Annotated in this window: 8 protein-coding genes and 1 pseudogene; 2 read left to right on the forward strand and 7 right to left on the reverse strand. The window is 70.8% G+C overall.

The features are described 5' to 3' along the window. Positions 1-81: 81 nt before the first annotated feature. A pseudogene (locus ACFVDM_RS28365) lies at positions 82-612 on the reverse strand (carbohydrate binding domain-containing protein); the annotation flags it as partial. 379 nt (positions 613-991) lie between these two features. On the opposite strand from ACFVDM_RS28365, the gene ACFVDM_RS28370 reads away from it, so the two are divergent. Beyond that, a complete protein-coding gene (locus ACFVDM_RS28370; protein WP_383646249.1) occupies positions 992-4,189 on the forward strand; it encodes a M20/M25/M40 family metallo-hydrolase in 3,198 nt (1,065 codons plus the stop codon). 134 nt (positions 4,190-4,323) lie between these two features. Here the strand turns inward: ACFVDM_RS28370 and ACFVDM_RS28375 are convergent, their stop codons facing one another. The 5 genes from ACFVDM_RS28375 to ACFVDM_RS28395 all read right to left on the reverse strand — a co-directional run bounded on the left by ACFVDM_RS28375 (position 4,324) and on the right by ACFVDM_RS28395 (position 8,571). After that, entirely contained in the window at positions 4,324-5,775 is a 1,452-nt protein-coding gene (locus ACFVDM_RS28375) for a flavin-containing monooxygenase (protein ID WP_383646251.1), read from the reverse strand. A gap of 363 nt (positions 5,776-6,138) precedes the next feature. Next, positions 6,139-6,765 (reverse strand): TIGR03086 family metal-binding protein, encoded by a 627-nt coding sequence (locus ACFVDM_RS28380; protein WP_383646254.1) that lies wholly within the window; start codon positions 6,763-6,765, stop codon positions 6,139-6,141. Continuing rightward, positions 6,762-7,211 carry a hypothetical protein gene (locus tag ACFVDM_RS28385; protein ID WP_383646257.1) on the reverse strand — a complete coding sequence of 150 codons (450 nt, stop codon included), beginning with the start codon at positions 7,209-7,211 and terminating at the stop codon, positions 6,762-6,764. Before ACFVDM_RS28385 ends, ACFVDM_RS28380 begins: the two co-directional genes overlap by 4 nt. A gap of 77 nt (positions 7,212-7,288) precedes the next feature. Next, positions 7,289-7,933 carry a TetR/AcrR family transcriptional regulator gene (locus ACFVDM_RS28390; RefSeq protein ID WP_383646260.1) on the reverse strand — a complete coding sequence of 215 codons (645 nt, stop codon included), beginning with the start codon at positions 7,931-7,933 and terminating at the stop codon, positions 7,289-7,291. Positions 7,934-8,163: 230 nt separating this feature from the next. After that, a complete protein-coding gene (locus ACFVDM_RS28395; RefSeq protein WP_383646263.1) occupies positions 8,164-8,571 on the reverse strand; it encodes a MerR family transcriptional regulator in 408 nt (135 codons plus the stop codon). A 49-nt stretch (positions 8,572-8,620) separates the two neighbouring features. Here ACFVDM_RS28395 and ACFVDM_RS28400 point away from each other — a divergent pair, with 49 nt between their 5' ends. After that, positions 8,621-9,505, forward strand: coding sequence for an NAD(P)-dependent oxidoreductase (locus ACFVDM_RS28400; protein ID WP_383646266.1), 885 nt, complete (start codon positions 8,621-8,623; stop codon positions 9,503-9,505). A gap of 385 nt (positions 9,506-9,890) precedes the next feature. Here the strand turns inward: ACFVDM_RS28400 and ACFVDM_RS28405 are convergent, their stop codons facing one another. Continuing rightward, the gene (locus ACFVDM_RS28405) at positions 9,891-12,881 is read right to left on the reverse strand and encodes a S8 family serine peptidase (protein ID WP_383646269.1); all 2,991 of its coding nucleotides are present in this window, start codon (positions 12,879-12,881) and stop codon (positions 9,891-9,893) included. Between the last annotated feature and the right edge of the window lie 187 nt (positions 12,882-13,068).

Below are 13,068 nucleotides of genomic sequence, written 5' to 3' on the forward strand. Positions count from 1 at the left end.
CGGCGGGGGCGTGCTGCCACCGGGGCCGGTGAGGGAGATGTCGTCCGCGAGGTACGCGGGCGTCCCGTACCAGCCGTGCAGGTAGACCGTGATCGAGGTGGTGTTGGCGCCGGTGGTGAAGTCCACGCTCAGCCGGCTGTACGACGAGGAGCTGGGCGTCCAGGTCTGCGGCTCGGCGGCGGCCCCGGTGCCGCTGGCGCCGAGGTAGACGTAGCTGCCCTGGACGAAGGCGCTCAGCGTGTACTTCGCGTTGGGCTGCACGCTGACCGTCTGGCTGCACTGGGCATTGCCCAGGCCGGACGGCGTGGCCTTCAGCGCGGACGAGCCGGAATGGGCCGGGCTGCTGGTGACCTCGCCGGAACCGTTGGCGCAGGTCCAGCCGGAAAGGCCGCTCTCGAAGCCGGAGTTGGTCACGAGGTTGTCGGCGTCGGCGGCACCGGCCGATCCGGAACCGACCAGGGTGACACAGGCGCCGATGACGGCGGCGGCGCTCACCCCGGCGATCGTACGGGTGAGGGCGGTCGAACCGCGCCGGGTCCGGACGGCGGTGGAATGCCCGTCGTCCGCCTCGGACAGCGTACGGATTCTCCGACGGAACATGCTGTGCTCCATTCTCGCCACGTGCCGTGGGCGTGAGCGTGCGTGGGGGGGGGCGTGGGGCGTGGACGCGCGGCCCCGGATGAACTGGAGAAATGCGGTGCGGGGATCGACCGGATCGTAGAAGGGGCGACCAGGCCCGTCAATAGGTCTGGACCAAAGGCGAGCGACTACTTCCGGTTCCACTTGCCGGAACTTGACAGACCCGGCATCACCCGGCGAATCGCTTGAACGGAAGCCCGGTCCAGTGTGAGGGTGCGGCCTGTCCGGCAGCACGGCATGCCGTTCGGGTGGGTGGGGGTTCGACAACTCCGCCTACCCATACGGACGTTGGGTTTGTCATAACCATGACAAACCTTGTGATGGTTTCCATCACCTCTCACAAGGAGCCCTGATGTTGAAGAAGTTGGCGGTGGCCGGAGCATCCCTGGCCCTGACCCTGGGGGTGGTGTCGCCGATACCCCTCGCCGCGGCCTCCCCCGCCACCTCGCCCCCGGCGAACACGTCCAAAACCGATCCGGTCGCGGCGGCGGTGGCCGCCGCGGACCGCGCAACGGGCAGCGGCCTGGACGCACTGGCCAAGGGACCGGCCGAGCGCTACGACCGGCGCCAGGTCATCCCCTGGGCCGACAACCTGTACGCGGTCGCCTACGAACGCACCTACAACGGTCTGCCGGTCGTGGGCGGGGACGCCGTGGTGCTGGCCGACGGCGACGGCACCGTGCGCTCGGTGCAGTCCGCGACCACGGCCCGGATCTCCGTACCGACCACGGCCCGGATCACCGCGAAGCAGGCCGCCGCGACCAGCCGCTCCCGGCTGGCGAAGGTCACGAAGGCCGACGCCCCGCGCCTCGTGGTCCGGGTCGAGAACGACCACCCCGTCCTCGTCTGGGAAACCGTGCTGACGGGCCGGTCGAAGCAGGACGCGCCCAGCAGGCTGCATGTCTTCGTCGACGCGGTGACCGGCGCGTTCGTCGACTCCTACGACGACGTCCGGGCCGGCACCGGCCACAGCGAGTGGAACGGGCCGAACCCGCTCACCATCGACACCTCCCGCTCGGGCACTCAGTACGTCCTGCGCGACACCACCCGGCCCGGTCTGCAGTGCTCGGACTACAGCGGCGGGCTGTTCACCAAGTCCACCGACGACTGGGGCACCGGCAACGCGTCGAGCCGTGAGACCGGCTGTGTCGACGTCATGTACGCGGCGCAGAAGCAGTCGGACATGCTCAAGGAGTGGCTCGGCCGCAACGGGCACAACGGCAACGGCGGCAGCTGGCCGACCCGCGTGGGCCTCAACGAACTGAACGCCTACTGGGACGGCTCCACCGTCACCATCGGCCACAACAGCGCCGGCAAGTGGATCGCCGGCATGGACGTCGTCGCCCACGAGTACGGGCACGGGATCGACTCGAACACGCCCGGCGGCGCCAACCACGAGAGCGGTCTGGGCGAGGGCACCGGCGACATCATGGGCGCCCTCACCGAGGCGTACGCCAACCAGCCCTCCGGCTACGACACCCCCGACTACACCGTCGGCGAGATGATCAACCTCCAGGGCCGCGGTCCCATCCGCAACATGTACAACCCGGGTGCGCTCGGCGACCCCGCCTGCTACTCCGCCTCGATCCCCAACACGGAGGAGCACGCGGCGGCGGGCCCGCTCAACCACTGGTTCTACCTGCTGGCCGAGGGCTCCAACCCGGGCGGCGGCAAGCCCTCCAGCTCCACCTGCGACGGCTCCAGCGTCACGGGCGTCGGCATCAAGGACGCCGGCCGGATCTTCTACGGCGGCATGCTGCTGAAGACCAGCGGCATGACGTACAAGCGCTACCGGACCGCCACCCTGACCGCGGCGAAGAACCTCGACGCGAGCTGCGCCCTGTTCGACCGGACCAAGGCCGCCTGGACCGCGATCAGCGTGCCCGCCCAGGCCGGTGACCCGACCTGTACCGGCGTCCAGACCGACTTCTCCCTGGCACTGAGCCCCGCGTCGGGTGATGTGCAGCCCGGTGCCGCGGCCCGCACCACGGTGTCCACCAGCACCGTGTCCGGCGGCGCCCAGCAGATCGCGCTGACCGCCTCCGGCGCACCGTCCGGGGTGAGCGTCTCCTTCAGCCCGTCGACGGTCACCTCGGGCAGCAGCTCCACCATGACCGTCACCACCGCGTCCGGCACGGCCGCCGGCTCGTACATCCTCACCGTCACGGGCCGCAGCGGGGACAAGACGCACACCGCGCAGTACACCCTGCGGGTCGGTGGCGGCGGCAACCCGTCCACCCCGCCGGACATCGACGTGACGAAGGTACAGGCCCACCTCTCCCAGCTGTACACCATCGCCCAGTCCAACGGCGGCAACCGCCGGTCCACCGGCAGCGGCTACCAGGCCTCGCTGGCCTACGTCAAGGGCAAGCTCCAGGCGGCCGGTTACACGGTCACCGAGCAGACCTGCACCTCCGGCTGCTCGGCCGGAGCGGGCAACAACCTGATCGCGGAATGGCCGAAGGGTGACGCGAACAGCGTCTACATGTTCGGTGCCCACCTCGACGGCGTGTCCGCTGGCCCCGGCATCAACGACAACGGCTCCGGCTCCGCCGCCCTCCTCGAAACCGCCCTCAGTCTGGCGCAGAACGACCCGACCATGAAGAACCGGGTCCGTTTCGCCTGGTGGACGGACGAGGAGCAGGGCCTGAACGGCTCCGACTTCTACGCCAGGACGCTGTCCGGCACGGAGCGCGCGAAGATCAAGGCGTACTACAACTTCGACATGGTCGCGTCGACCAACGCCGGCTACTTCGTCAACAACCTGAACTCGGCCGCCTCGGCGCCGATGAAGGCGTACTGGGACTCCCTGGGCCTCGCCCCGCAGGAGAACGTCGAGGGCCAGGGCCGCTCGGACGACTACTCGTTCCAGCTGGTCGGCATCCCCACCTCCGGTTACGCCACCGGCGCCTCGGCGACGAAGTCGTCGGCGGAGGCCACCAAGTGGGGCGGCACGGCCGGCCGTTCGTACGACCCCTGCTACCACTCCTCCTGCGACACCACCAGCAACATCAACGCCACCGCGCTGAACCGCAGCGCGGACGGCATCGCCTACACGATCTGGAAGACCGCCGTCGGGGAGCAGACCACCCCGGCCAACGACTTCTCGATCAGCGCCAACCCGTCGGCCGGTACGGTCGGTCCCGGCTCCTCGGCCACGGTCTCCGTCTCCACGGCCACCACCAGCGGCTCCGCCCAGACCGTGAACCTCTCGGCCTCGGGCCTGCCCACCGGTGTGACCGTCGGCTTCAGCCCGTCCTCGGTCACCTCGGGACAGACGTCCACGGCGACCGTACGAGTGGCGGACGGTACCCCCGGCGGGACCTACACCCTGACCCTGACCGGCTCGGGTGAGGCCACGCACACCACCACCTACACCCTCACGGTGTCCGGCGGCGGCACGGGCGACACCACCTGGCAGCTCGGCGCGACCTACGCCGCGGGCGACATCGTCACCTACGACGGCGTCCGCTACCGCTGCCTCCAGGGCCACACGGCCTACCCCGGCTGGGACCCCCCGAACGTCCCGGCCCTGTGGGAACGCCTCTGATCCCATGAAACAGTCCGGAGCCCGGCCGGCCTCCTCGTGGGGGCGGGCCGGGCTCCGGCATGCCGTACGGGGACCAACGGCGGTGCGCCGCCGGCCCCGACCGTGCCGACCGCTTCGTCACCCGCCGTGCGCGACTACTCGCGCGAGAGGCCCGCATAGCGGTGGGCGACGCCACCGGGGAGCAGGTACTCGGCCGGCAGGTTCCGGGCGCGGCGGGAGCGCAGGCCCATGTCGTGCAGGAGTTCGTCCGCGCAGTGGATGTCGTAGGGCCCGAAGTCGTAGCCTCCGGAGCCCGGCAGCACCCGCTCCTGCCAGGCCAGGCGGGCATCGACGGCCTCGTACATCTCCTGCTCGCCCGGGGCGGTGCGCAGCGTGGACAGGAAGTGGCGGGTGAGCCAGTGCGCGGTGAGCTCCGCACCCATGATGTTGTTGAAGACCTGCCGGAACCCGACGAACGCCAGCCGATCGGCGCCGGGGGGCACGATGCCCCGGTAGAGCCTCAGCCGCCCCGCCTCGTCGTGCACACGTACGCCCGGGTCGAGGAACGGGAACACCTTGTGGTGTCCGGTGGCGAACACGACGACGTCCGCGGGCAGTTCCTCGCCCGTCGCCAGGAGCAGCCCCGTGCCGGTGTACGCCTGGACGGCGCCGATCCTGGGGGTGATCGAGCCGCGGCGGACGGCCCGCGCGTACCCGCGGGGCATCACTCCCGCATGGGCCAGGTGGAAGGGCAGCGCGTGGGCGGGCCGCAGGTGCTTCGGCAGCCGGTACAGCCCGGTCGAGAGGAGCATGTCCCGCGTGATGAGCCACCACAGCGCCCGTTTGACGCGCGCGTCGACGCGGTCGATCGGAGGGACGCAGGCGGGGTCGTGGTAGCGGGGCAGCAGTGCCTCGCCGAGCCGGGTGAACAGGATCCACTTGTAGCCGACGAGTCCGAGCAGAAGCCGCTCGGGGATCATCCAGTTCACCTTGCGCTGCACGAGCGTGGCCGAAGCGGCCTCGCGTGCGGCCCGGGTGACCAGGTCGAGCGCGGATTTGCCGCCGCCCACGACCACCACACGCCGGCCGGTGAACGTCCCGGCGCGCACCTCGTTGGAATGCAGCACGGTCCCGCGAAAGGCCTCCCGTCCGGGCAGCTCGGGCATCCGTGCGTGGTGATGGGCACCGCTGGCGATGACCACGTAATCGAAGTCCTCGCTGCGGATCCGCGCCGAGGCGTCCCCGGCCGGCCGGGAGTCGACCGTCCAGCCGGAGGCACCGACCCGCCCGGGACCGGCGACGGGCCGGACGGAGACGGCCTCGGTGCCGGGCCGGACGCGGTCGAGCACCCCGAAGGTCCTGGCGTACTCCTCCAGATACCGTTGCGTGTCCGCCGCGCCGGCGAAGTGGAGACGGTTGGGCAGGTCGGCGAACTCGAAGATGCGACGAGCGGACTGATTGGCCAGCCCGTCGTAGCAGCCTCCTGCCGACCAGACCCCGCCCACCTGCTGGTACTTGTCGAGAACGGTGACGTCGAAGCCGTTCTCCAGCAGCACTTTGGCGGTGACGATCCCCCCGGGCCCCGCCCCGACGACACAGACTCTCATCAGCAGCCTTCCCCTGGGCGATCGGCGCGGCCGGTCCCCTCATCATCGCGGAAGAGTGCCGCCGTGCCCATACCGCCGCCGGCGGAACAGCACCTCGCCGGCGAGGGCCTGGGCGACGGCGTCACGCTGACGCGGGTTCAGCCGGAGTTGCGGCCGGTTCGCCACCCGTTGTCCCGGGTTCCCGGCGCGGCCCGTGCGCGGGTGCCGCGTCCGAGCGGCCGGGCCGCGTGGTCCGCGTCGACGGGACTGGCCTGACCGCCGACCGCCTCCGGGCGTTCCGCCGGCACGGGCAGGGGCTCGTGACGGTTGCGTGGGCGCATACGGTTCCGTGGGTACCTACGGTTGTGTGGGCGACGGGGAATCTCAGTGACCTTCCGGCGATTCGGGGGACCAGCGCGGGCTCCGGCCGAGAAGGGACAGGGTCTCCGTCAGGGGTGTCACCCGGGCGGGCATCGACCGGACCGGGGCGAAGAAGGCGTCGGGCCCGCGCATCTGCTCGTCCGTCGGTACGCGGCGCGCCACGTGCACAGCCGACTCCCATATGCCGCACGGAAGTCGGACATCCGCTCCGAGGGTGCGGGCGAGGTCCCAGGCGTGCACCGCGAGGTCGAGGAAGTGGAACGCGACGGCCACGCGTCCGGGAAGCACGCGCCCCGGTTCGGGCAGGACGAACTCCCGCTCACCGCCGCCCGCCTCGGTGAACGGCACGACGATCGCGGCCACGGACATGGCGTAGGCGTGCGCCGGATCGACGGCGATGTCCGGCACCCTCCAGTGCGCGGGCAGCCCGCCCTCTCCCCGGGCGGCTGCCGCGAACCCGTGGTTCTGCGCCGTCATGTGGCCCAGGAGGTCGAGCAGGTTCCAGTCGGCGCAGGGGGTCGGCCGCCTCCAGGTCTCCCCTCCGTCGCGTCCGGCCGCGGCAGCCGCAGCGCGAACGAGACGTAGCGTCTCCAGGGCGGTGACGCGGTCCAGTTCGACGAAGTCCGTCACGCGTCCTCCAGGCGTACGGGGCCCTGCGGCCAGGGAGTCGTACCGGTGAGCAGGGCGCGGGCCCGATCCCACACGGCATCCGGATCGAAGTCCTCGGCCTCCCAGGTGGCGGCCCGCATGGTGCCTCGCCCCCGGTGGGCCCGGACGACGGCGACATGGTCGGTACGGCCCACGAACGCCTCCAGCGCGGCCGCGTCGCGCCACACGCTCACCGAGCCCGAACGGCTGCCCGCCACATCGGCCCAGAGCCACATCCCCAGGGCGCCAGGAGTCCGGGACCAGGTGCGGCGGAGGCGCAGGCCCGCGATTGCGATCGCCCCGGCCTGCGGACGGCTCGTCGCGGTGAAGTCGGTAACGCTCACGACGACGGGACACAAGGCCAGCGGCACGGGTCCGGAGCGCCAATGGGTGCGCAGCAGCCGGGAGTTCACGGGTTGAGTGGTCATGATGACGAGCATAAAACTAAACGACCGGTCGTGCTATTTCTTTCTGAGACGCCAACGAAGACGAACAACCGTCCATATCAGGTGATGTGGGGCACCAGTGCAGGATCCGTCGCCGTCGCACGCAGCCTGGAGGTGATGCCCGTCCGCGCACGGTCGTAGGCGAGCATCTGCGCGGTCAGGAGCGAGTGGGCGTTGGCCGTCTCCATCAGCGCCACCAGCTCGAAGGCCAGTTGCGCCGTATCCGTGTCGCCACGGAGCTCGCCGCACGCCCGCGCGTCCACCGCGCACCCCTCCACGTACGCCATCCACGTCGCCAGCGACTGCACGAGCGCGTCGCGCACGGGGCCCTGCCGGGCGTCGAACTCGGCCATCACCGCGGAGAAGAAGCAGCCCCCGGGAAACACCCGGCGCTGCGAATACGCGAGCCAGCTCCCACAGAGGCGCGCCAGCCGGCCCACTCCGACGGGGACGTCCGCCACCGGCTCCAGCACCTCGTCGGCGAAGATCCTCGACGCGGCCCGGACCGTGGCCAGTTGCAGCTCCTCCTTGGAGCCGAACAACGCGAAAACCCCACTCTTGCTCAGGCCGAGCTCGGTCGCGAGCCGTCCCACCGACAGGGCTTCGAGCCCCTCGACGGATGCGATGTCGACGGTCCTGCGCAGCACCAGCCGCCGCGTACGGTTGCCCCTCTCGACCCGCCCGTCGGCCTTGGCGGAACTCACGACCCCACCACCGGACGACCGGCGACACCCGCGCGACCCTCGTACCGCAACGGGCTGCCGGTCCCGCGCTTGGGGCCGTCCACCCGGGCGTCGGTGTCATCGCTGCTACTCACCCGCCCCAGTCTGCCGCACCAGGGGGACAACCGGGGGCCGCGGGGTCCTTGCCACCCCGCCCCGATCACATCAGCAGCGGCGCCTCTCATCGGACGACCGCAAGCGGATGTGGGAGCTCAGGCGGGAGCGGGTTCCGAGCCGGCCTCGTCAAAGGGCGGATAGCTCTCGCCGCCTGTTCGCTCGGCCGCATCGATGTAGGCGGCAAGAGCGTCGCGGGATTGGGCGAGGCCGGCCATCCGATCGTTCAGTCGCTGCAGCCGTGACCGCATCGCCGCCAGCAACTCGGGACACCCGGGCAGTTCCGGGGCCTCTCCGAGCGCACATGGCAGCACGTACGCGATGTCCTCGGAGGACAGACCAGCACCGAGCAGGTGCCGGATCTGCTTCACCCGCAGTACGGCCTTTTCGTCGTAGTCGCGATACCCATTGGCGCCACGGTCGGCCTCCAGCAGCCCCTGGGCTCCGTAGTAGCGCAACTGATGAGTGCGGACTCCCGTCCGACGACTCAGTTCCCCGATCCGCATCGCAACCTCGCTTGACCTTCACACCGGTATCAACGTTGACGATGCTGTCATGAACAACAGCACCGAAACACCCGTAACCATCATCGGACTCGGCCTCATGGGCCGGGCACTCGCCGGCGCGTTCCTGAAAGCCGGGCATCCCACCACCGTGTGGAATCGCACGTCCTCCAAAGCCGACCGACTGGTCGCCGAGGGAGCACGGCTGGCGCCGACCGTTGGCGACGCGCTTGAGGCAGGTTCGCTCACGATCATCTGCGTCACCGACTACCCGGCCCTGTACGAGCTGTTCGGGGCGAACGATGTCGAGCTGGGCGGTAGGTTGTTGATCAACCTGACCTCGGGCAGTTCCGCCCAGGCCAGGGAAGCCGCCCGATGGGCCGAGCAGCGTGGTGCCCGCTACCTGGACGGCGCCATCATGGCCATTCCTTCGGCCGTCGGCACCGCCGACGCGGCGATTCTGCACAGCGGGCCGCGTGCGGACTTCGAGACGCACGAGTCGACACTCGGCGCGCTCGGCACCGTCTCCTACCTGGGCGCAGACCATGGGCTGGCGTCGCTGTACGACGTGGCCGGCCTGGCCATGATGTGGAGCGTCCTGAACGCGTGGCTCCAAGGCACCGCCATGCTCAGGACGGCCGGCGTCGACGCCGCGACGTATGCACCGTTCGCTCAGCAGATCGCCACCGGTGTGGCCGCATGGCTGCCTGGATACGCCGAGCAGATCGACCACGGCTCCTTCCCGGCCGAGGTGTCGGCCCTGGAGACCGACGCGCGGGCGATGGAGCACCTGATCGAGGAGAGCACGGCGGTGGGGGTGAACGCCGAACTGCCGAAGTTGCTCAAGACCATGGCCGACCGGGCGATCGCCGCCGGACACGGCGGAGAGCAGTATCCCGTGCTGATCGAGGAGTTCGGCAAGCTCCGCAACGACTGACCGACCCCGGCACCGGGATCCGGCCAGCTCATGGAGGCGCGATCCGCCCCGGGCCGCCCGTGCCATCACGACCGCCGTCGCCCCCTGAACAGATACCCCCGGCCTTGGCATCTTCGGCCCGCCGCCGCGCCTGGACAGAGGGCGCGGTGCCGGTCAAGCGTGTGTACGTCCGCGGCTGCGGACATCCACACGCAGGAGCCGTGACGCAGAGCAGCTGGACGAAGGGCACGTCGCCGCGCGTCTGGGTTCTTCGCATGCCGACGAGGTCGAGCCTCGGGCGGGAGACTTCATCGGCGCCTTGCGGTTCGAGTGGCCGGCATGTGCGGAGCGCGTGTGCGGGGGCGGCACGTGTGTGTATGCCGCCCCCGCCGTTGGGTGCCGGGATTCAGTTGAGGGTCAGGAAACTGCCCGCCCCGTTGCCGTACTCGATCCAGGCGCCGGACCGGGTGTCCGCCGGGACGCCGGACCACGTGGCGGTCAGGTCGGCCGGCTTGCCGGGGGTGACGTGGGCCCGCTCGGGCGTGACGGTGACCCTGCCGGTGGCGGGGCTGTCCGCGGTGATGTGGTTCACCTGATAGGTGTAGGGAGTGACGGTCTCGCTGTCCGCCCCCATGGCGACCAGGGACACGAGGAGAGCGTCGGCCGTGAGACGCGGCACGGTGAGGGTGATCGTTCCGTCACTGTCGGGGACGGCGACTTGGACGTCCTGGAGGACCCCGTCGACCTTGTTGCCCCAGAGGAGGCCCGCGATCGTGTCGTCCGCCGCGTCGAAGTGGACCGTGATCTGCGATGCCTTGGTGCCGGACGGAATCTCGGTGTCGTAGGAGATCTCCTGCATCTGGGTCAGGGTGCCCCTGGTGACGGACGAGGAGACCGGTCCGTAGGCGGTGGCCGTCAGGGTGCTGGTGGCCGGGGTGACCGAGAATCCGGTCGAGCCGCTGGAGCCGGAGCCCCTGATCTCGGTGGGGGCGCGGACGATCTGCGGGGTCACGACGATCGGACTGCGGGCGGCGGTGCGGCCCGAGGTCCAGGTGAGGGATCCGGTGGTGGGGCGTCCCACGGTCGCGGTGGTCACGTCCAGGGTGACGGTGAAGGTGCGCTTCTGGCCGGGGTGGCTGAAGTGCAGTACGGACGGGCTCACCGTGGCCTTGACGCCGGGGACGCTCGCCCGGGCGCGGTAGGTGCCGGCCGCGGTCGCGGTGACGGTGCGGGTGATGGTCTGCTTGCCGAACAGGTCACCGATGGCTATGGACGGGTAGTTGAGGTCGCTCGGGTCGATGGCCTTGACGCCGGTTCCGGTGTCCACGCCGGAGCCTTCGAGGTACGCGAGCCAGTCCCGCTCGCCCGAGTCGTAGACGAGTCCGGGGCGCAGCATGGCCCGTGCGTCCACCTCGCCGGAGCCCTGCGCGAAGGCGTCGTCGCTGTTCTTGCCGTCCGCGGTCTTCGTCGGCGTGGCGGTGGTCATCATGGCCGACTTGATGCTCATCGGGGACCAGGTGGGGTGCTCCGTGAGGTAGAGCGCCGCCAGCCCGGCGATGTGCGGGGTGGCCATGGAGGTGCCGGAGTAGTAGTCGAAGTCACGGCCGTGGTTACCGTCGGAGGACACGGCGGCGAGGATCGTGGCGCCGGGCGCGGTGATGTCGGGCTTGAGCAGGTCGCCGTTGCCGACGAGCGAGGGACCGCGCGAGGAGAAGCCGGCCACCTGCGGGTAGACGCCCGAGGCGCCTCCCTCGGTGAGGGTGGCGGTGGCTCCGCTCGTGGCGGCGTAGGTGCGCACGGGCGCCGCTTCCGTTTTGTCGAGGTGGACGGCCGGCACGCTGTGCAGGTCGCCGTCCGTGCTCTCGTCGCCGGAGTTCACCAGCACAAGGCCGATGCCGCCGGCCCGCTCGACCTCGACGGACTTGTCGGCGCGCCCGTTGACGCCCCGTTCACAGACGACGATCTTCCCGGCCGTGCGGGCGGGGTCGAGGGAGTCCGGCATGCAGTAGTCCGCGTAGATGTCCACGGTGTCCGCGACCCGGACAGCCGAGCCCAGGACGAGCGGGGCGGGGCCGACCTGCCGGTGGACGGTGGTGCTGATGCCGGTGTGGCTCGCGCCGTTGCCGAGGGTCACCGTTCCGGTGTGCGACTTGATGGTGCCGGCGGCGACCGTGGTGGTCCAGGGCGCGGTGTTGGTGAGGCTGGACGCCCCCGGGCCGGAGTTGCCCGCGGCGGTGGCGACGAAGACTCCGGCCGCGGCGGCGTTGCGGAGCGCGACCTGCGCCGGATCGTTGTACGCGCTCTCGAACGCGGCGCCGAGCGAGTAGTTGATGACGTCCACGCCGTCGGCGACGGCCTGGTCGATGGCGGCGACGAGGTCGCTGGTCAGACCGCCGTCCTGCTGGCCGTCCTTGCTCTGCCAGAGGGCTTTGTAGACGGCGATGGTGGCCGCCGGTGCCACGCCGGAGACAGTCCCGAGGTCCTCGCCGTAGGCCGTGGCGCGGACGTCGGCGTTGCCGGCCGCGGTGGATGCCGTGTGGGTGCCGTGGCCCTGGCTGTCGCGCGGGGAGACGTATCCGGCCCGGTTGGACTCCGGAACGGCGTCCAACCAGCCCTCGCCGAAGTAGCGGGCGCCGATGACCTTCTCGTTGCAGGCGGCTGCGGTGAAGCTGTCGCCGGTCTGGCAGGTGCCCTTGAAGGTGCCGCCGTCCGCCTTGTGCATGAGGGTGGTGGCGCCGCTGCGGTAGGGGCGGTGGCGGTCCTTCTCGCCGGGCTTGCGAGAGGTGAGGGCCGGGGCGTCGAAGGAGGGGTTCTCGGGCCAGATGCCCGTGTCGATGTCGCCGATGACGATGCCCTTGCCGGCCTCGGCGGTCCCGCCGAGGGCCTTCCACAGCCCCTTGCTGCCGGACAGTCCGAGGAAGTCGGTGGAGTTCCGGTCGTCGGTGGCCTGGTGGAACCGGTCGGGGGCGATGTGCACGACGCTGCCGGTGTGGGCGAGGCGCACCAGTTGGCGGGCGTCGAGCCGGGCGCTGAAGGTGTTGGTGGTGACGGCGTAGTGCTGCCGGACACTGGCGCCGACCTTCTTGGCGACGCGGTCCTGCTGGTCGGTCAGGTGGCTGCGGTACCGCTTGGCGGCGGCCGATGCGACGTCGAACGTGCCGCCGTGGGCGGGCTTGGTGGCAGGGAGGTCGCCGACCCCGCCGTCGTAGGTGACCAGCGGCTCGTCGGCGAGGGTGACCAGATAGGTGCCGGTGGCGGATTCGGCGACCGGAGCGCCGGCGGGGACGGCGGTGGCGGTCGTGGCGAGGGGAAGGCTCAGCGCGGTGAGGCCGGTGGTGAGCATGGCGGCGAGGGCGGCTCGCCAGGTGCGCGACGTTCGTCGCGGCAGGAGTGGCACGGACTCTCCTCATCGGTTTCCACGCATGCCGGGGAGGCGAGCGTGTGCTGCTCGCGTGCGGCGTGCGCCAGGGGCGGGGATCTCCGAATCGCCTCTCATCAGCGGTGGCTGACGGGCGGTCCGAGACGGGTGAACGCAATCTCCTCCCCTACGCGGCGATTTGACCTTCCGGGGAGACATTCACGAC

This window comes from Streptomyces sp. NPDC057682 (genome assembly GCF_042799575.1).
In the GTDB taxonomy this organism is placed as follows: Bacteria; Actinomycetota; Actinomycetes; order Streptomycetales; family Streptomycetaceae; genus Streptomyces.

Coding starts and splice junctions, on each gene's coding strand:
- ACFVDM_RS28370 (WP_383646249.1), top strand. CDS start 992: ATGTTGAAGAAGTTGGCGGTGGCCGGAGCATCCCTGGCCCTGACCCTG.
- ACFVDM_RS28375 (WP_383646251.1), bottom strand. CDS start 5,775: ATGAGAGTCTGTGTCGTCGGGGCGGGGCCCGGGGGGATCGTCACCGCC.
- ACFVDM_RS28385 (WP_383646257.1), bottom strand. CDS start 7,211: ATGACCACTCAACCCGTGAACTCCCGGCTGCTGCGCACCCATTGGCGC.
- ACFVDM_RS28395 (WP_383646263.1), bottom strand. CDS start 8,571: ATGCGGATCGGGGAACTGAGTCGTCGGACGGGAGTCCGCACTCATCAG.
- ACFVDM_RS28400 (WP_383646266.1), top strand. CDS start 8,621: ATGAACAACAGCACCGAAACACCCGTAACCATCATCGGACTCGGCCTC.